At 71.8% G+C, this 18,154-nt stretch carries 17 protein-coding genes and 1 pseudogene; 9 read left to right on the forward strand and 9 right to left on the reverse strand.

Annotated elements, in window-relative coordinates; translation table 11 throughout:
- Nucleotides 1-41: 41 nt before the first annotated feature.
- The 5 genes and pseudogenes from LPA54_RS22780 to LPA54_RS22800 all read right to left on the reverse strand — a co-directional run.
- A complete protein-coding gene (locus LPA54_RS22780) occupies nt 42-956 on the reverse strand; it encodes an alpha/beta fold hydrolase (protein WP_228980719.1) in 915 nt (304 codons plus the stop codon).
- A 46-nt stretch (nt 957-1,002) separates the two neighbouring features.
- Nucleotides 1,003-1,845, reverse strand: coding sequence for an ABC transporter permease (locus LPA54_RS22785; RefSeq protein WP_228980721.1), 843 nt, complete (start codon nt 1,843-1,845; stop codon nt 1,003-1,005).
- Nucleotides 1,842-2,819: an ATP-binding cassette domain-containing protein gene (locus LPA54_RS22790; protein WP_228980724.1), complete on the reverse strand. Its 978-nt coding sequence runs from the start codon at nt 2,817-2,819 to the stop codon at nt 1,842-1,844. The genes LPA54_RS22785 and LPA54_RS22790 overlap by 4 nt, the downstream gene beginning before the upstream one ends.
- Nucleotides 2,820-3,771: 952 nt before the next feature.
- Nucleotides 3,772-4,575, reverse strand: coding sequence for a class I SAM-dependent methyltransferase (locus LPA54_RS22795; protein ID WP_228980727.1), 804 nt, complete (start codon nt 4,573-4,575; stop codon nt 3,772-3,774).
- Nucleotides 4,576-4,746: 171 nt separating this feature from the next.
- Nucleotides 4,747-4,878 (reverse strand): annotated as a pseudogene (locus LPA54_RS22800) (protein kinase family protein); the annotation flags it as partial.
- A 175-nt stretch (nt 4,879-5,053) separates the two neighbouring features.
- On the opposite strand from LPA54_RS22800, the gene LPA54_RS22805 reads away from it, so the two are divergent.
- The 3 genes from LPA54_RS22805 (at nt 5,054) to LPA54_RS22815 (ending at nt 7,091) form a co-directional block, all read left to right on the forward strand.
- Nucleotides 5,054-5,191: a hypothetical protein gene (locus LPA54_RS22805; protein ID WP_228980729.1), complete on the forward strand. Its 138-nt coding sequence runs from the start codon at nt 5,054-5,056 to the stop codon at nt 5,189-5,191.
- A gap of 68 nt (nt 5,192-5,259) precedes the next feature.
- On the forward strand, nt 5,260-6,726 hold the full coding sequence (locus tag LPA54_RS22810; protein WP_228980731.1) for a PP2C family protein-serine/threonine phosphatase: 1,467 nt from the start codon (nt 5,260-5,262) through the stop codon (nt 6,724-6,726).
- Entirely contained in the window at nt 6,723-7,091 is a 369-nt protein-coding gene (locus LPA54_RS22815) for an STAS domain-containing protein (RefSeq protein ID WP_228980734.1), read from the forward strand. Before LPA54_RS22810 ends, LPA54_RS22815 begins: the two co-directional genes overlap by 4 nt.
- Nucleotides 7,092-8,289: 1,198 nt before the next feature.
- On the opposite strand, the gene LPA54_RS22820 is transcribed toward LPA54_RS22815, so the two are convergent.
- Nucleotides 8,290-8,628, reverse strand: coding sequence for a hypothetical protein (locus LPA54_RS22820; RefSeq protein ID WP_228980736.1), 339 nt, complete (start codon nt 8,626-8,628; stop codon nt 8,290-8,292).
- A 106-nt stretch (nt 8,629-8,734) separates the two neighbouring features.
- Here LPA54_RS22820 and LPA54_RS22825 point away from each other — a divergent pair, with 106 nt between their 5' ends.
- From LPA54_RS22825 to LPA54_RS22850, 6 genes are all read left to right on the forward strand, one after another.
- Nucleotides 8,735-8,905: a hypothetical protein gene (locus tag LPA54_RS22825; protein WP_228980738.1), complete on the forward strand. Its 171-nt coding sequence runs from the start codon at nt 8,735-8,737 to the stop codon at nt 8,903-8,905.
- Nucleotides 8,906-9,344: 439 nt separating this feature from the next.
- Nucleotides 9,345-9,773 carry an aspartate 1-decarboxylase gene (gene panD / locus LPA54_RS22830; RefSeq protein WP_228980741.1) on the forward strand — a complete coding sequence of 143 codons (429 nt, stop codon included), beginning with the start codon at nt 9,345-9,347 and terminating at the stop codon, nt 9,771-9,773.
- Nucleotides 9,774-10,427: 654 nt separating this feature from the next.
- Nucleotides 10,428-11,699, forward strand: coding sequence for a transglycosylase family protein (locus LPA54_RS22835; protein WP_228980744.1), 1,272 nt, complete (start codon nt 10,428-10,430; stop codon nt 11,697-11,699).
- A gap of 206 nt (nt 11,700-11,905) precedes the next feature.
- On the forward strand, nt 11,906-12,748 hold the full coding sequence (locus tag LPA54_RS22840; protein ID WP_228980746.1) for a (2Fe-2S)-binding protein: 843 nt from the start codon (nt 11,906-11,908) through the stop codon (nt 12,746-12,748).
- Nucleotides 12,749-12,799: 51 nt separating this feature from the next.
- On the forward strand, nt 12,800-14,266 hold the full coding sequence (locus tag LPA54_RS22845; RefSeq protein WP_228980747.1) for an SDR family NAD(P)-dependent oxidoreductase: 1,467 nt from the start codon (nt 12,800-12,802) through the stop codon (nt 14,264-14,266).
- 283 nt (nt 14,267-14,549) lie between these two features.
- A complete protein-coding gene (locus LPA54_RS22850; protein WP_228980749.1) occupies nt 14,550-14,726 on the forward strand; it encodes a hypothetical protein in 177 nt (58 codons plus the stop codon).
- Nucleotides 14,727-15,014: 288 nt separating this feature from the next.
- Here LPA54_RS22850 and LPA54_RS22855 read toward each other — a convergent pair whose 3' ends face one another.
- Genes LPA54_RS22855 through LPA54_RS22865 form a run of 3 tightly spaced genes read right to left on the reverse strand, consistent with a single transcriptional unit; the run spans nt 15,015 to nt 17,987 of the window.
- Nucleotides 15,015-16,481, reverse strand: a complete 1,467-nt coding sequence (locus tag LPA54_RS22855; RefSeq protein ID WP_228980754.1) for a lipase maturation factor family protein — start codon at nt 16,479-16,481, stop codon at nt 15,015-15,017.
- Between the two features lie 25 nt (nt 16,482-16,506).
- Nucleotides 16,507-17,058, reverse strand: a complete 552-nt coding sequence (locus LPA54_RS22860) for a DUF1990 family protein (protein ID WP_228980756.1) — start codon at nt 17,056-17,058, stop codon at nt 16,507-16,509.
- The gene (locus LPA54_RS22865) at nt 17,055-17,987 is read right to left on the reverse strand and encodes a YndJ family protein (RefSeq protein WP_228980757.1); all 933 of its coding nucleotides are present in this window, start codon (nt 17,985-17,987) and stop codon (nt 17,055-17,057) included. Before LPA54_RS22865 ends, LPA54_RS22860 begins: the two co-directional genes overlap by 4 nt.
- Between the last annotated feature and the right edge of the window lie 167 nt (nt 17,988-18,154).

Below are 18,154 nucleotides of genomic sequence, written 5' to 3' on the forward strand. Positions count from 1 at the left end.
TCCGGCGGAAGAAGGTGTGGAGGCTCGGCGGGTGTTCGGCTTCAGCGGCTCCTCAGCCGGCGGAGCGGCGTGACAGCCGGCGGTGCGTCGCCGTACGGCTGTTCGACGGGACCGAGGTAGTCGAGGGCGTCCAGCGAGGCGCCGTCGCAGAAGCGCAGTACGACCTCTGCCAGTTCGGCCGGCCGTTCCAGATGCACCACGTGGTCCGCCTCCTTGATGACGACGAAGCGCGCGTCCTCGATCAGGGAGCAGGCACGCCGTGAGAGGGAGGGCGGGACGAGATGGTCGTGCTCGCCGCACACGAGTAGTGCCGGAACCCCGGTCACGCCGGCTTCCCACAGGTCGGAATCACCGAGAGCCCGTCGAAGCGTGGCGGCTGCCTGAGGGCCTGGCACGTATCTGTCGTAGTAACGGATCAGGGTGTCCCTGACCGAATTCCTGTTGCGCACGGAGCAAGAGGGGTCGTGGTTGAGGATGCTGGTGGCGAAACGGTGTCCGAGGTTCGGCATGCCCTTATCGACCATCGCGCACGTCCAGTCCGTCAGTTTTCTGGCCCGCGGAGTCGGCTTTCCCCCGAATCCGACCAGCACCATGTGGCTGACGATCTCGGGATGGATCCGAGCGACGGCGTAGGCGAGGGTGCTGCCGAACGAGGTGCCGACGAGATTGACCCTGCCCAGGCCAAGGTGCTTCACCAGGTGAGCGACGGAGGCGGACAGGTACCTCAGTCCGTAGGCGGCCGGCAGTGGATCCGACGTTCCCTGACCGGGGAGGTCGACGGTGACCACCGTGGTTCTCTCCGACAGATGCCGTTCCGTCATACGCCATCCCAGCATGTCCATGAGGGCGCCACCCAGAAGCACCACCGGGAGACTTGGAGGGTGCGGTTTCCCGACCACGCGCGCGTTGTAGGAAAAGCCTTCGTAGGACAACGAGAATTGCTTTTCTGCTGTCATGAGACCTCGTAGTTCCGCTTGCACGAGCATCGGCCAAGATCGCAGTTCAGAGGGTCAACGTCCGGTACTTGTACACAGCCGCCGCACGGAAGACGGCGATGATGAGAATCGACCACACGAGGGAGGCCCAGATCGGATGCTGCATGGGCCAGGCCGCGGATTCCGCGACGCCGGGATTCCCGAACAGCTGACGGCACCCTTGCACGGTGGCGCTGAAGGGGTTCCACTCGGCGATGGCACGCAGAAAAGGATGCATGTTCCTGAGGTCCAGGAAGGCATTCGAGATGAACACCACCGGAAACAACCACACCACGCCGCCCGTGGTCGCGGCTTCCGGGCTCCGTGCCCAGAGACCGATCAGTGCGCCGACCCAAGAGAAGGCGTATCCGAGAAGCACCAGGAGCGCGAACGCCCCCAGAGCCTTGGCGATCCCGAGATGGATGCGCCACCCGACGAGCGTCGCGACGACGGAGAGAATGGCGATGCTCAGCACCGACCGAGCCGAATCGGCCAGAGTGCGTCCGCTGAGCACCGAACTCCGGGACATGGGAAGGGACCGGAACCGGTAGATGAGCCCTTTGTGGATGTCGTCCGCGATACCTGCACTGGCGCTGACTGTGGCGAAGGACACGCTCTGCGCGAAGATGCCGGCCATGACGAACTCTCGGTACACACCCGGGTCCGTCGTGCCGGCGACTTCCATGGAACCGCCGAACAGGTAACTGAACAGCAGGACGAACATGACGGGTTGAAGGAGCCCGAAGACCAGCACTTCGGGCAGCCGGGACATGTGCAACACATTTCGGTAGGCCATGGCGAGGGTGTCCGCCACCGCATGAGCGAATTCACTCCCGCGAGTGGACGAGACGGAGTCGGCGCCGGAGGTCACTTCACAGGCTCCTGGATCTGTTCCTCCGGGCCGAGCTGCCTGCCGCCCGTGAGTGAGAAGAAGACATCGTCCAGGGTCGGACGCAGCAGCGCGATGTTGCTGACTCCCGTACCGCGGTCGGCCAACAACCGCAGCAGCTCGGCCACCGCTTCCGGCCCTCTGGCGACCGGCACGGTCAGCTTGCGGGCATGGTCCCGAACACGTACGTCACCCGATCCGACGCCGAGGAGCAGCGCACGCACCATCGCGATGTCCTGGCGGTCCTGGAGGGTCACTTCCACCTGCTGCTCGCCCGCACGGTCCTTGAGCTGGTCCGGGGTGCCGCATGCCACGACCCTGCCACGGTCGATGACGGTCACCTCGTCGGCCAGGTGGTCGGCCTCGTCGAGGTGCTGCGTGGTCAACAGCACGGTGCTGCCCGCCGAGGCAAGTTCGAGGATCCGCGACCACAGGTACTGGCGATGGTGCGGGTCCAGACCGACGGTGGGCTCGTCGAGGAACAACACGGGAGGAGAGGCGACGAGAGCGGCGGCCAGATCGAGTCGCCGTCGCATGCCGCCGGAATAGGTTCTGACCAACCTGTCCGCCGCCGCAGTGAGACCGAAGTCCTCCAACAGCTTCGCGGCCTGCCGCCTGGAGTCCGCCCACGTCATGTGGTGGAGCCGGCCAACCAGGCGAAGGTTCTCCCGCCCTGTCAAGTACCCGTCCAGGGCGGCGTACTGGCCGCACAGTCCAATGGACCGACGCACCTTGCCGGGTTGGCGGGCCACGTCGAAGCCGGCGACGGTAGCGATCCCGCTGTCAGCTCTCAGGAGCGTGGTCAGCATGTGGACGGTCGTACTCTTTCCGGCCCCGTTAGGCCCCAGAATGCCTATGACGACACCCTCCGACACATGCAAGTCCACATTCTCCACCGCCACAGCGGAGCCGAAGGTCTTTCTCAGGCCTTCGGCGCGAATGATGCTCACATCCACGTCCTAGAGTTTTCGCACATGGGCTGCTTGAGCGTGCTGAAGCAGCTGACCCACGTTGAGGACAGGCTTCAGGGCTCGGCGCACTTCCCGCTTGCCCGTGCGTAACGAAACGCGGGCCCCGATGTTGCAAGGAACGCGTAACACTCCGTCGAATGGAGCAGTGACCGCACCGCCCGGGAGGGGGCCGCGGAACCGGTGGCGACGGCGCCCCCGGGCGCGCACTCCGCCTTCGCGGCGCGGTGACGGGCGACCGCGCACGCGGATCACTCGGGAGGTACGTGACGTGCGGCGCTGGCGGCCGGAAACCCGCTGCCTGTCACACGCGGTGGGTGCACCGGCCGGACAGGGTACGGACACAATCAGCCGCGCGACGAGGTTACGCACCTGCGCCGCGGTGACGGTGGCGGCATCGTCTCGCGGCGCAGCCGTAGCGCGTCCAGCCTGGCGGTCCTGGAACTGCGGCCCCTCTTCAGCGCGGAGATCACCGAGTAGGGCCAGACCGGGAACAGGGATGTAGTGGTGTCCTTACCCCTGGCCGTTGACGTGGTACAGGATCCGCTGCGGTGAAGTGCGAGCGCTGAACCGCAGCCAGCAGGGAGGTCGACAGCAGGGACGGGTCGGCCGTCGTTCACCCTCGGTACCCGCACCGTGGCCGGGGCCCGTCGCAGCCGGGCGACCTCGACCCACCCCGCGGACAAGGCGTCATAGAGACCGCCCTTCCGGCAATTGGATCCTGCCGGACAAGGTGGTGCGACAGACGTATCCCCACGGACTTCGAGGCCGCCGTGTGTTCGTGTGTTCCTGGCCGGATCACCTGCTCAGCCGAAGACACCTTCACGTAGGGGAGGTGACAGTCCGAGTGATCAAGCACAAAGGCTCGTTCGGATTCCAGGGCTGAAGATCGAGTTCGCAGGTGGCAAATGCGTCCGCAGGGTGACCTCTGTGCGGCTCTTCAGGCTTTTGCGCTGCCGACCGCGCCAAAGTGCAGGCAGGTGATGAGAGGCCGGCTGTTCCGGAGGACAGGCAGCGCCGAAGCTCGGGAGACCAGCTGGCCGGTGAGGCCACGGCCGACGGGAACGGGAATGTCCCGGGTCGCAGTGATGGCGGGGTGGACGGTTCGCAGCATCCGGCGTTCGTCGGGGTCCATTCCCCAGGGCATCGGGGGGAAGGTGTAGCCCCCCATCCCCTTTCCGCCGGTCCGCAACCACGCACTGATGCGTCGTGAAACGGTATCGAAGACCATCATCCCCCCGGGGAAGGACTCGGCGCAAGCGGCGATCAGTTGGTGTACCCGGGCCGCGTCCAGGTACATCAACAGCCCCTGTGCGGTGACCAGTACGCCATGTGAGGGATCCACCATGTCCATCCAACGACTGTCGGAGTCGCTGCTGACGTCGCAGGAGACAAGGCGTTGACGCGTGCCGTGCGGGAGTACGCGGGTACGCAACTCAAGAGGGCCGGCGAGGTCCACGGAAACCCAGCACACCTGACCGTTGTCCACCCGCCAGAACGTCGTCTCCAGCCCCTCACCGAGTGCGATCACGGTGCCTCCAGGACGTGCGGAGAGGAAGGCGCGCACCACACCGTCGAATGCGAGGGCCCGCAGCGCGAGGATCTGGGCGACCCATGGGCGGGGGCGGCCGAGCCGTTGGCGGAAGGGAAAGTCCAATTGGTTCACCAGCCGCACCGCTTGCGGGTCCGGCAGGACGCTGTCCTTCCGGGCTGCCTCGGCCGCGCGGTGGTACAGGGTCCACAACGAGGTCTCCGCGACTCCCGTGAGATCAGCTGTGACAGGGGACTGCATTGCGCGCCTCTTCTCATGCCTGATCGGCGCCCACGTAGGGTGCCGGTGCTCTGGTCAACGGTCTGGTCTCCGTTCAGTCACCGGTGACGTCAGGGGGTGGCGATTTCGGGCGCGGGCAGGGGGTACCGTTCTCCCACCGATGCCCGATCCCAGCGGTGCACCGGCTTCCATGAACTCGCGCAGACCGCGGTCACTGCGCAGCGCCAGCGACGTGGAAACGGCGCCGTGGGTGGCCGGACGAGCACCGCGGGACATGTCCAGGCCGGCCCTTCACTCTGCCTCCCAGGCACGGCTCCAGCAGACACCGGGACGAGGGCCAACGACCACCCTCCCACGTCGGAGCCGGTGAGATGTGGCGCAACCGGGGCTTGTTCAGGCAGGGTTGAGGTCCCTGGTGCGCGCCGACGGTGTCCGGCATCCACTCCACCGAATGGAGTCCACCGGCCGGAACGACATCCTGGGCGAGCGCGTGGGCACTGTCACGTCGGCCGACCGCGAGCGCGTACGTCCGCGGGACACGGGCTTCTTCCGCAAGCTTGTGGACCGGCCGCTCGGCGGCGCCTCCTGAGCGGTGACGCTGGGGCGTTCGATAGGGTTCCCGGGTGCTGGCTGCCTGGTCGGTGCCTTCCTGGGGGGATGAGCGAGACGAGGAACATGCCGGAGCAAGCGAGCCCGCCTGCGATAGCACCGAAGGAACTCCTGAATGCATCGGTCGAGGCGGCGCGGATGGCGGCGGTGCGCCGTTACGACATTCTCGACACTCCGCCGGACGGCGCCTACGACCGGGTCGCGGCGCTGGCCGCCCGCCTGTTCGAGGTGCCGGTGGCGACAGTGACCATCGTGGACGAGGACCGGATCTGGTTCAAGGCCACGCATGGCTTGGAGGGTGTCACCGAGATCGGCCGGGATCCGGGGCTGTGCGCCTCGGCGGTCCTGACCGATGACACCACCGTCATTCCCGACACCCTGCTCGATCCGATTGCCTGCTCCAATCCGCTGGTCGCCGGCCCGATGGGGGTGCGGTTCTACGCCGCCGCTCCGATCATCACCGCCGACGGGTACCGGCTGGGCACGGTCAACGTCCTGGACACCCGCCCCCGCGAGATCAGCGAGGCGGATTCGGCCACGCTGGCGGACCTGGCGGCGGTGGTGCGCGACCAGCTGGAGCTGCGGCTGTCTGCGTTGCACGTCGTGCGCGCCGAGCAGGAGAAGCGCCAGACGGAGGAAGAGGCCCGGCAGCGCGCGGAGCGGGACAAGGCGGCCATCGCCGCGTTCGCCTCCACCCTGCAGCGCACTCTGGTGCCTCCCGCGCTGCCCGCGGTACCCGGGCTGGAGCTGGCCTGCCACTACAAGACCGCCTCCCCCCAGGAAGTGGGCGGCGACTTCTACGACGTCTTCCCCGTCGGCGCCGGCCGGTGGGCGTTCTTCCTGGGCGATGTGTGCGGCAAGGGCGCCGAAGCCGCCTCGGTCACCTCACTGACCCGCTACACGCTGCGGGCCGCAGCCCTCGTCGACGCCGAACCCACGGCCGCGCTCAAGGCCCTGAACGCCGCGCTGCTGCTGGACGCGGCGGTCGGCACCCGCTTCTGCACCGCCATCTTCGGCCTGCTCGATCCCGTCCGGGAGGGTGGTTTCACGGTCACGCTGGCCACCGGCGGTCACCCGCCCGCCTACCACCTCAGCCCCACCGAGGACGGCGGCATGCGGGTGGAGGCGATCCGCGCCAAGGGCGGCATGCTGGTCGGCGCGTTCGCCGAAGCCGCCTTCGCCTCACGCACCCTGCACCTGGCACCCGGCCAGGGATTGCTGCTGTACACCGACGGGCTGACCGAGGCCCGCACGGCCGATGGCGACATGCTCGCCGATACGGGCTTGACGGACTTCCTGGCCCAGCGGCCCGCACCGGTCAGTGCCGGCGCCCTGATCGACGACACCGTCGCGCTCCTGGACACCCTCCCCGACACCGAACGCGACGACGTGGCCCTGCTGGCCCTGTCCGTCCCCACCCCCGATGCCGCTCCCGCGGGCATCACCACCACCGCTCACAGCGCCGCCGCCCCGACCGCCGACGCCTCCGTCGGGCAGGAGAACCGACGCCCATGACCGACGCACTCCACATCGACGTCCCGCACACCGACGGCACCCTGGCCGTGATCGCACTGTCCGGTGAATTCGACATCGCCACCGCCCCCGCCGTGCGGGCCCGCGCCCTGGACCTCATCGCGGACGGCCACCCCGACCTGGTCGCCGACCTGGCGGGCGTCACGTTCTGCGACTCCTCCGGCCTGGGAGCCCTCGTCGGCATCTGGCGCTGCGCCAAGGACGCCGACGGCAGCCTCACCCTGGCGGCCATCCCCGATCGGCTGGGCCGCCTGCTGGGCGTCACCGGGATGGACACCTTCCTGCCCGCCTACCCCAGCGTCGACGCCGCGCTCGCCGCACGCCGAGGCAACCGCACCACCGCCTGAAACCCCTGTCCGCCGGTCAACAGCCGGCTGACACTGCACACAGCCCGGGACCGAGGACTCTCCCTCCCGAGCCGAGACCGGCGAATCGGGCCTGCCAGGGTCAAACCGGGCTCCCTTGCCCAGCAGAGGCGGCTCGACCATGAGCCCGGCCGGCTGCGGCGGCCGTGACGGAACGGCGGATCCACCGTTCGGGATCGACAGGAAGCCTGGCCGGGCGCGATCCGCTGGGATCAGGAGGAGGACCAGGCCGTGCCCGAGCAGAAGGCCGGCACCGGTCACTCGTGGGAGGGCTGACCCCACCGGGCCCTCGTCGGTCGGGGCCGCGAGCGCACTGCTCAGGAGGACCGCCATGAGGACGGGCAGCTTGACTGAGAGGTGTCAGAGCCGATCAGCACGGTCGTACTGATCGCCCAGCGACATCGCGCGCGACTCTGACCAGCCAGCCGGTGGCCCCGGCTTACTCGTTGAGCAAGTTGAAGAGGTTGCCGGCCTGTGCGAGGTCGCTGCCGCCGCAGGACTGGTTGGGGGCGGCGGCGGGAAGCTGTCCCACGTTGCCGCTGCCCAGCGCCGACGACGTGATCGCGGAAGCGTTGGTCAGTGCGCTGGAGTGGTTGAGACAGGTGTTACCGAAGGAGATGGGTTGGCGATCGCAACACCCCACCAGCGGATGCCGGAGCCGCCAGCGCCGTGAGACCCGCCAGAGCTGTCATGGCAAGACCCGCAGAGTACAGCGTTCGAGCCACCGGGTGACCTCCTTCTACAACTGAGGATGTCGGCAGTCGTCTGCCGCAAGAAGGAACGCCGCAGGCGACGACCTGGACACGGCCTCCCGTCGATCCTGCTTGCCCGGCAGAGGGAACCGGCGAGTCGGACCGGTGGACATCGTCGGTGACGGCCGAACCCGGGGCTCCACCCGACCAGGAGCCGGGCAAGCGCCGCGGGCTGTTCCGCCGCCGCGGCCGACCTCACACGGCGACGACGCCCCTCCTTGTCGGGCACGGGGGGAGGGGCGGCGTCGACGAGCAGCGGCTCGGGTCAGGCCGGGGTGGCTACTTCGCCAGCGCGCGAGAGGGGAGTACTGGCCCTTCTCCACCGTGCGAAGTCGCTCCCGGTCGACGTCGAGGTGTTCGGTGGGCACCGCGTCGACAGAGGCGGTGGTGGAGAGTGTGACGTCGCGGCTGCACCCGAGCGACTGGCTTCACCCGGACCTGAAGCTGAGGAACTCGCCGCCGAAGTGTCCGCCCGGGCTCACGGTGTAGGCCGGAGCGCGCGAACAGCTACCACTGGCCGTATACACCGTGACAGCCCGGTTCGTGTTGTTGGTGAGCCTGCTGGAGCGACGTGACGCCGGGTAACAGTCGCTGCCCGGGTTCGTCACGGTGACGGTCGCTTGTGTCGACCCCTCCACATAGGTGATCGTGCCTGTGGCATCGGCCTGAGCGGGAACGACCGCTCCGGCCGAGAAGGCGACGCTGCCCAGGAAGGCGACTACAAGGGTCTTGATCTTGGATGAGGGCAACATGGCTGCCTTTCTCACCGAGGGCGGATCGCCCTGTGTCCTTTGACATGCCCAGCCAAGCAGGGCTGCTCTCGCATCGCCCGGTAAACCGATCCGTCATCACACCAAGCGATGAAAAGTCGTATTGGGCGAGCAGGCGCTGACGGCCGCGCACGACAACCCCGACGGCGACGCCCCCTTCCGAGAGCACGAGGCCCGCGCCGTCGCGGAGGACGAGGGGCGCCGTGCCGCTGAGCGGAAGGCGCAGCGCCCCGTGGGCAAGCGGTGCAGAAGGAGGTCCACCGACGAGCGCTGAGAGGAGATCACCACCCTCGGCGCGCCGGCCGTGGGGCGGATCATGCACGCGCCGTCCAGCACGACGACTCGGCTGGCGGCCGGGCACGCCGACCGCGCCCGAGCCGATGCGCTCATCTGTGGTCGGCGGCCGTGAACGCCGCTCGGCGCCGTCTGCCCGCTCATGTACTGGCCCGCAACCGGGACAGGCAGGCGGCCAGAAGCGCGCCGACGAGGACCTGGTCCTGGACGAGCGCCCCCAGGAGACGAAGAGCGTCCCCGTGGGCACGTCTTCGACGAGCCACAAGATCCGGGATGGCGCGGAGCCCAGGCAGGAGTCTGCTTGCCGGATAGGAGCGATGTTCCTCACAGTCTTCGAGCCCGACGCCCGCCGGTTGTAAAGTGGAAAACGCCCTTGACCTGCACAAAGCTGGCAGGGAGCCGTCTTCGAGGAGTCCCCAGTGCTGCGCACGATGTTCAAGTCCAAGATCCACCGGGCGACCGTGACCCAGGCCGACCTGCACTACGTCGGGTCCGTCACCGTCGACGCGGACCTCATGGACGCCGCCGACCTCCTGCCCGGCGAGCTGGTCCACATCGTCGACATCGACAACGGCGCCCGCCTGGAGACGTACGTCATCGAGGGCGAGCGCGGCTCCGGCGTCATCGGGATCAACGGTGCCGCCGCGCACCTGGTGCACCCCGGTGACCTGGTCATCCTCATCAGCTACGCCCAGGTCGACGACGCCGAGGCCCGGGCCCTGGTGCCGCGCGTCGTCCACGTCGACGCCGGCAACCGCGTCGTCGAGCTGGGCTCCGACGCCTCCGCCCCCGTCCCGGGCACCGACACCGCGCGCAGCCCCCACGCCGTGCCCGCCGCCCGGGCCTGAAGCGGTACGGGGGCGTCCGCCCCGCCGGGGAGGGACCGGCGGGGCGCGGGCGGGTCCTCGGGGCCGGGATGTGCATGGCCCCGGTGTGTGGGGGAACGCGCAGCACGAGAACCCCGACCGGGAGCGACGACCACCCCTGGGGGAGGCCATGACCCAGCCCCGACCCGACCCCGTGCCGCCCATGCCCGACCCGGCGCCCGCGCCGCACCCCGGGCCCCCGCCCGAGCCGCCCGGCCCCGGGCCGGTGCCCACCCCGCCGCCGCATCCGGCGCCCGGGCCGGTGCCGACGCCCGACCCGGTGCCCGAGCCCCCAGGCCCGGACCCGGTCCCGTCGCCCGACCCCGGTCCCGGACCCCTCTCCCGCCCGTGACCGGGCCGGCGACACGCTGCCGGGACCCGTCCCGCGTGTGACGGTCCGCCCGGCGGCGCCGTCCCCCGTGCGACCCCGCCACGGGAGCGGCGTACGTACGCGACGTGCGGGTGTTCGCGTACGGCCGGTGCGCCCCCCTTGCTGACGGCCCGTCTCGCCGCAGTGCCGCGAGGGCACTTGAGAGACAGCCCGCGCCCCATGCGCCCTGTGCGCCCCCTTGCCACGGCTTGCCGCGCGCCCCTAGCTTGGGCGGCTGCTGACCTGTGCATAGGGGGGAACCGCCCATGGCCGAACGGGGACGACACCGTCGGTACCAGCCGAGCCGCCTCAACCGGGCGTCGCTGACCGCGGTCGGCAGCGCCGGCATCGCGCTGCCGCTGATCGGCGCGGGCACGGCCCACGCGGCGTCGGTCGACGTCTGGGAGAAGGTCGCCGCCTGCGAGTCCACCAACCGCTGGCAGGTCAACACCGGCAACGGCTACTACGGCGGGCTCCAGTTCAGCCAGTCCACGTGGCGGGCGTACGGCGGGACGCGGTACGCCCCCCGCGCCGACCTGGCCACCAAGGACCAGCAGATCGCCGTCGCCGAGAAGGTGCTCAAGGGGCAGGGCCCCCGCGCCTGGCCGACCTGCTCGCAGCGGGCCGGCCTCACCCGCGGCGGCGAGAAGCCCGACGTCAGCCCGGACGGCCGCGCGGACCGCCGCGACCGGCCCGCCACGACGCCGACCACCATCCCCAACCAGCGCCGCGAGAGCTACACGGTCGCGCGCGGCGACACCCTGTCGCGGATCGCCTCCGAGCGCCGCGTCCAGGGCGGATGGCAGCGGCTGTACGCGCAGAACCGCGCGGTCATAGGGGACGACCCCGACCTGATCATGCCGGGGCAGCGGCTGGCACTGCGCGGCTCGCCCGCCGGGACGCAGCCCAAGCCGTCGACGCGGGCGGGCGGCAAGGCCAAGCCGTCGACGCAGGCGGGCAGCAGGACCCAGGCGCCCCCCTCGGCGCCGTCGAAGCCGCAGGCCAAGCCGAGACCGCTGCCGACGGCGCAGAAGGCCCAGGCCAAGCCGAGGCCGCAACAGGTGGCGCAGAAGCCTCAGGCCAAGCCGAGGCCGCGGCCCGCGGCCAAGCCGGTCGCCGTCAAGACCCGCACCGGCACGCTCAGTTCGCCAGTCGACGCCACACCGGGCACGGCGTACGGCAAGGCCGGCTCCGCCTGGTCCTCCGGCTACCACACCGGCGTGGACTTCCCCGTGCCCACCGGCACCTCCGTCAGGGCCGTCGCGACCGGCAGGGTCGTCTCCGCCGGCTGGGCGGGCGCGTACGGCTACGAGATCGTCATCCGGCACGACGACGGCAAGTACACCCAGTACGCCCACCTCTCCGCGCTCACCGTCCGGGAGGGGCAGACCGTCAGCAGCGGCCAGCGCATCGCCCGCTCGGGCTCCACGGGCAACAGCAGCGGCCCGCACCTGCACTTCGAGGTGCGCACCGGCCCCGGGTACGGCTCCGACGTCGACCCCCTCGCCTACCTGCGGCGCGGCGGCGTCTCCCTCTGAGGTTTCCGGCGGCCCCGTCGGGGCGCAGCGGCTCCGACGCGGCCGCCGGGTCCACCCGCGAGCAGCGCGAGCCCGTGCCCCGTACGGCAGTACGGGGCGCAGCGGCGTGGGGGTCCGTGTGTGCCGTACGGGCGTACGGGGCCGCGGCGCCCGCCGCTACCGTGGTGCCCGCCGGGCGGTCCGGCACGCCAGGGGAGGAGCACGGGATGGCAGAGCGGGCACGGCGGCTCACGGCCGCCGAACTACGGACCCTGAGCGAGGTGGGCGGCTTCTTCGTCCTCCCCACCGCGCCCCCGGCCCCCGGCACGTACGTCCCCCTCGCCCACGCCTACGCCGCCCCGGCGGGCCCCGGCGCCCCTTCGCCGCACCCCGCCCCGGCCGCCCCGCCGCGCCCCGGCGCCCCCGGCGCCGTCCCGGAGCCCGGCACCCCGCCGCTCGTCGCCCGCGTCGCGCGCGTCGCCGAGCGGCTGCGGGCGCCCGAGTACCGGGTCGCCGCGTCCATCGCCCAGCTGGGGCTGGCGGCGCGGCTCTGGTCGGTGACGCTGGGCTCCGCCGCCCTGTACGGGACCGTCCCCGACGTGACGCCCGCCTCCCTGCACTGGGACCCGGAGCGCTCCACGCCCGAGGACCTCTGGTGGTCCGGCACCGACACCCGCCCCGCCACCCCCGCCGCGCTGCGGGAGCTCGTCCAGGACGGGCACCTCGTCCCGCTGGGCGAGGCCCTGCGCGCCGCCGGGCCCGTCTCGGCCAGGCTGCTGTGGGGGAACGCCGGCTCGGCGCTCGGCGGCGCCGTGCGCGAGCTGACGGGCTGGGCCCGGAGCCACGGCCGCCCGGAGGTGGCCGGGCGGGCCGCGGAGCTCGCCGCGGGGCTGCTGGCCCACCCCGACCTCGGCGGCGCCCTCGACGGCCCCGCGCTGCGGCGGCGCACCTGCTGCCTGTACTACCGCTGTCCGGGCGGGGGACTCTGCGGCGACTGCGTCTTCGACCGGCCCCCGCGGCGGGCCGCGGCCGGGGGCGCGGGTTTGGCGGCCGGGCGGTCGGCTCCGTAGAGTTCCCCTTTTGAGACGTGGCAAACGAGTGATCGAGGAACGGCAGCGGCCATGACGGTGACAGAAGAGGACCAGGCGTACGGGCCGGGCATCGACCCCGAGCGCCTGGCCGTCTGCCTGAGCGTGTTGGAGGAGCTCGACGAGCTCGACGTCGACCACCCCGACGCGATCGCCGTGCGGCGGGCCACGGCCGGCGTCTACCGCACGGTCAAGCAGCGCCGCCGCCAGGAGCGCCGGGCCGCCAAGACCGCCCACGACCGCGCGGTGACCGAGGCCACCGCGACCGGCTCGGCCGAGCGGATCGACGACGAGACGCAGGGCCTGCTGCCCAGCTCCTCCGTGGCGGGGGAGGTGGCCGGCATACTCCAGCGGCCCCGCTCCTGCTACATCTGCAAGACCCGGTACGTGCAGGTCGACGCGTTCTACCACCAGCTGTGCCCGTCGTGCGCGACCGAGAACCGGGCCCGCCGCGACGCCCGCACCGACCTGACCGGCCGCCGCGCGCTCCTCACCGGCGGCCGCGCCAAGATCGGCATGTACATCGCGCTGCGCCTGCTGCGGGACGGCGCGCACACCACCGTCACGACGCGCTTCCCCAACGACGCGATCCGCCGCTTCAAGGCCCAGCCCGACAGCGACCAGTGGATCCACCGGCTGAAGATCGTCGGTATCGACCTGCGCGACCCGGCGCAGGTCGTCGCCCTCGCCGACTCCGTCGCGGCGGCCGGGCCCCTCGACATCCTCGTCAACAACGCCGCGCAGACCGTCCGCCGCTCCCGTCGCGCGTACAGCGAGTTGCTCGGCGCCGAGTCGGCGCCGCTGCCCGCGGGTGAACTCCCCGCCTCGGAGGTCATCGGCACGTTCGGCAGCGGCGCGGTGGACAGCGTGGCCGCCCTGCCCTCCGCACGCGGCGGCGACGGCCTGAGCGCCCGGGACGTGACGGAGCTGGCGCTCGTCAGCGGCTCGGCGACGCCGGCGAGGATCGCCGCGGGCACCGCCATCGACGCGGGCGGCCTGGTGCCGGACCTGGCGCCGGTCAACAGCTGGATCCAGACCGTCGACGACGTCGACCCGGTGGAGCTGCTGGAAGTCCAGCTGTGCAACTCCACGGCGCCGTTCATCCTGATCAGCCGGCTCCGCGCGGCGATGGCGGCCTCCCCGGCCCGCCGCAAGTACGTGGTGAACGTCTCGGCGATGGAGGGCGTCTTCAGCCGCGGCTACAAGGGCGCCGGACACCCGCACACCAACATGGCGAAGGCGGCGCTCAACATGCTGACGCGCACCAGCGCCCAGGAGATGTTCGAGGCGGACCGCATCCTGATGACGGCCGTCGACACGGGCTGGATCACCGACGAGCGCCCGCACCCCGACAAGATGCGGCTCGCCGAGGCCGGCTTCCACGCCCCGCTCGACCTGGTCGACGGCGCCGCCCGGGTCTACGACCCGGTCGTGCGCGGCGAGGCCGGCGAGGACCTGTACGGCTGCTTCCTGAAGGACTACGCGCCCGGCAAGTGGTGAGCGGCCGAACGGCCCCACGGTGACATCGACACGGAGTGCCCCGAACGGGGCACTCCGTGTCGCTCTGTCCGGAAGTCGACGGTGTGACGCGTTCCATCGAGCGGAGGGGCGCTCATGTGGTTACTCTGAGGCGAACGGTCGGCTGACGGGGATCCACGAAAACCCCTCGGGCCGACCTCGGGACCGGCCTGCCACCTAGGTCGCGGCCCACCCCGGAGACCGGCGCCACCGCGACCGAACGGCAGAACACGACCCACAGGTTCGCGACACTAAGGAGTGCGCGGTGACACCAGAATCGACCAAGCGGGAGCAGTCGACGGAGCTCCCGGAACGGTTCGCCCGGTCCACCCGGTCGGATGAGCTCGGCAGCCTGGAGGTGTGGGCCCGCTCGGCCCCGATCCGCCTGGCGGGGTACGAGGACGACCTCGCGGAGCCGCACATCCTGCCCGGCATCGACTGACCCGCTATCGGCCGACCCGGCATCGACCGCCGGGCCCGGCCCGCCGGGCCCGTCACCGCCGCCCCCGATGGCGGCGGAGTCGCCTACAGCCGACAGCCCCGTGCCCCGCCCATGACGGGCGGGGCACGGGGCTTCTCCGTCCGGCGCCGACACGGGAGAGCGGACCGGACGGACCTGCCGCGGAGGGGCAGACGGGCGGGCCGAACGTCATCGGCATCCGCTCGGCCCGTCGCACTGCCGCTGAAAGGTAGCGGACACCGCCCTCCCCGACCAGCTTTGACCAGTGCTTCACGGAGCGCGCCCGCGCTGGTCCCCCGTCCGGGGCCCAGCCCCGGCCCGGGGCTCCAGCCGTGTCGGCGGCAGGTACTCGCGCACGAGCGTGCGGTGCCACCACGCGCCCGTCGCGCGCAGCTCGCGCCACGTGGTGAAGCGGTAGCGGTACAGGCGCGCCCGCACCAGGGCCGGCGGGGCGTCGGGGAAGGGGTTGCGGCGCAGCAGCCGCAGCGTGTCGCGGTCCCCTTCGAGGAGCCGCTCCACGAACGGGCCGAACCACCCGGCCGCGTACGCCGGGGAGAGCGCGGCGAACCACATCATCCAGTCCAGCCGCAGGTGGTACGGGGCGAACTGGCGCGGCAGCCGCCGTACGTCGCCCGGCTTCCCGCGGAACTCGTACTCCCGCCAGACCGTCCCCTCCCGGGCCGCCGGCTCGTCGCTGCCCTCCACGACGATCTCGTACCGGACGCGGCCGACCGTGCCGAAGGCGCCGTAGGTGTTCACCAGGTGGAGGGGGTCGAAGGAGCGGTTCATCGCCTGGCGGCGGGAGAGCAGGTTGCGTACCGGGCGCACGCTGAGCGCCAGGACGAGCACGGTCACGGCGATCACCAGCACGCCGTACCAGAGCGGCGGGGCCGGCAGCCGCGGCGCGTCCGCGACGAGGGTGCCGTCGACGGCGGAGAGGGCCAGCACGATGGTGATCCAGTTCAGCCAGGCGAAGTTGCCGGACGCGACGAGCCAGAGCTGGGTCAAGGCGACCAGCCCGGCCGCGACGGTCGCCACCGGCTGCGGGGTGAACAGCAGCACGGGGACGGCCAGCTGCGTGACGTGGTTCGCCGCGGCCTCCACCTTGTGCAGCGGACGCGGCAGGTGGTGGAAGAACCAGCTCAGCGGGCCGGGCATGGGCTGGGTCTCGTGGTGGTGGTACAGGCAGGTCAGGTCGCGCCAGCAGCGGTCGCCGCGCAGTTTGATCAGTCCCGCGCCGAACTCGACGCGGAACAGCAGCCAGCGCAGCAGCCATATGAGGAGGACCGGGGGCGCGGTGCGCTCGTTGCCGAGGAAGACCGCGAGGAAGCCGGCCTCCAGCAGCAGGGACTCCCAGCCGAACCCGTACCAGGTCTGCCCGACGTTGACGATCGACAGGTACAGCCCCCACAGCACCGCCCACAGCAGCATCGCCACGGCCAGCGGCACCGCGTCGCCCGCGCCGGCGGCGAGCGCCAGTGCGAGGGCCGCCCCGGTCCAGGCGCAGAGGGCGAAGAAGCGGTCCGAGTAGTGCAGCCGGAAGAGGCTCGGCGCCCGGCGCGCCGGCACCCGGCGGAGGAAGTCCGGTACCGGCAGCATCCCGCGCTCACCGATCAGCGCCCGGAACTGCAGGGCGGCGCACACGAACGCCACCAGGTAGAGCGCGGCCAGGCCCCGCTGGAAGGCGAGGCGGCCCAGCCAGAGGTCGGACGAGGCGAACCAGGGGAACCAGTCCATCCCCTCCAGTATCGGCCGCGCGCCGTCAGCCGCGCGTGATCCTCCGCAGCGTCCGGCCGAGGCGGCGCGCGTACCATCGCTGGGCCACCGGCACGATCGGCCCCGCCAGGCTGGTGTACCAGCGGGCCGGACGGCTGAAGGCGGTCACCGTGAACCACACCGTCCCGTCGGGGCGCAGCTCGACGACGAAGGACTCCTCCCCGCACTCCGGGTGCCCGTCGAGCGTGCCGTACGCGAACCCGGCGCGCCGCTCCTCGTGCACGGTCCACACGACCTCGCACGGGACGGCGTACGCCAGCCGGCCGACACCCACGGCCACGCGCAGGCGGACGCCGGGGGCCGCGCGGACCGCTTCGGCGTGCACCCGGGCGCCGGACGCGCGGTGCATCCGCCAGGTCGTGACCGCCGCGCCGGCCGCCTCGAAGGCGTCCCGGCCGCGGCCGATCGGCTCGCGGTGGCTCAGGTGGTGGTAGCCGGCGGGGAGGGCGGCGGAGCGGGTCGCCCCCACCTCCGGGTAGGTGAGGCGGAGCGGCGGGCCGCCGGGGGTGGTGCCGGTGCTGCGGACGAGTCGGGTCATTCGGGGGCCTCCTGGGGCTCCGGAGTGGTGGGGGCGCGGTGGACGGCGGGGGTGGGGTGGACGGCGTGGACGGGGGTCGGTGTGGGAGCCGGCGCCGGTGCGGGGGGCTGGCCCGGGGCGCGGGCGAGGCGTCGCCAGGCCAGCAGCGAGCAGAGGGCGAAGCCGAGGGCGTTGGCCACGCCGTGGGTCGCCGCCATCCACGCCAGGCTGGGGTGCGGCCACCCCGTCGCCTCGCCGAGCGCCCAGCTCAGCGCCAGCAGCATGGTCGCCACGAGGACGGCCGCGGACACGGCGAGGAGCGCGCCGGTGAGCCGGTCCCGGACGCCGGCCCGCACGTCTCGCCAGGTCAGCCAGGCCACGGCCCACATTCCGGCGGTCAGCACCACGGCGCCGGCCAGCTCCGTCCAGTCGTCGACGAAGTACCCCGCGAGGACCAGGAGCGTGCCGAGGGGGACGCTCAGCGCGGCGAAGGCGCTGAGCCGACGGTTGCCGGTGGCGCCCCGGACCAGCCCGGCGACGAGCGCGGCGGCGAAGCCGGCGAAGTGGAAGTGCGGCACGGTCAGGTCGAGGATCGCCAGGTCGAAGCCGAAGAGCGGGTGGCCCAGCCGCTCGGCGACCAGGGCGGTCGCGGCGACCGCCGGGCTCACCAGCGCCGTCAGCAGCGCCACCTCCCGGGGCGCCAGGCACCGGGTGCGCATCAGCCGGCGGGGCGCCGCGACCGCCAGGAGGAGGGTGCCCGCCGCGTAGCAGGCCGCCAGGGCGGTGGCGGGCGTGCCGCGCGGCAGCCACAGGGAGACCGCGCCCGGCACCGCGAACAGCGGCCACAGCCGACAGGCGAGCGCCGTCTCCGGCGCCGCCACCAGGCGCAGCCCGAGGGGGACCACCACGAGCATGCCGAGGACCACGACCAGGTCCACCAGGACGGTCACCGCGCCCCACCCTCTCCCTGTCTTGAACGCGTTCAACCAGCGTGGTCAGCCTAGTGGGCGGAGTTGAACATGTTCAAGTCGACTCCGGGTCGTGCCGCCCACGGGAGGACCACCCCGGTTGCGGCCCGCGTGCCGGTCCGGCAGACATGGAGGAACGTGTCCGGTCG

This window comes from Streptomyces sp. DH12 (assembly GCF_020873895.1).
Classification (GTDB): domain Bacteria; phylum Actinomycetota; class Actinomycetes; order Streptomycetales; family Streptomycetaceae; genus Streptomyces.

What these genes read in the sequence shown, in the direction of transcription:
- LPA54_RS22810 (WP_228980731.1), top strand. Translation starts at nt 5,260, where the DNA reads ATGAGCGAGACGAGGAACATGCCGGAGCAAGCGAGCCCGCCTGCGATA.
- LPA54_RS22860 (WP_228980756.1), bottom strand. Translation starts at nt 17,058, where the DNA reads ATGACCCGACTCGTCCGCAGCACCGGCACCACCCCCGGCGGCCCGCCG.
- LPA54_RS22805 (WP_228980729.1), top strand. Translation starts at nt 5,054, where the DNA reads ATGGAGTCCACCGGCCGGAACGACATCCTGGGCGAGCGCGTGGGCACT.
- LPA54_RS22845 (WP_228980747.1), top strand. Translation starts at nt 12,800, where the DNA reads ATGACGGTGACAGAAGAGGACCAGGCGTACGGGCCGGGCATCGACCCC.
- LPA54_RS22780 (WP_228980719.1), bottom strand. Translation starts at nt 956, where the DNA reads ATGACAGCAGAAAAGCAATTCTCGTTGTCCTACGAAGGCTTTTCCTAC.
- LPA54_RS22855 (WP_228980754.1), bottom strand. Translation starts at nt 16,481, where the DNA reads ATGGACTGGTTCCCCTGGTTCGCCTCGTCCGACCTCTGGCTGGGCCGC.
- LPA54_RS22815 (WP_228980734.1), top strand. Translation starts at nt 6,723, where the DNA reads ATGACCGACGCACTCCACATCGACGTCCCGCACACCGACGGCACCCTG.
- LPA54_RS22835 (WP_228980744.1), top strand. Translation starts at nt 10,428, where the DNA reads ATGGCCGAACGGGGACGACACCGTCGGTACCAGCCGAGCCGCCTCAAC.
- LPA54_RS22840 (WP_228980746.1), top strand. Translation starts at nt 11,906, where the DNA reads ATGGCAGAGCGGGCACGGCGGCTCACGGCCGCCGAACTACGGACCCTG.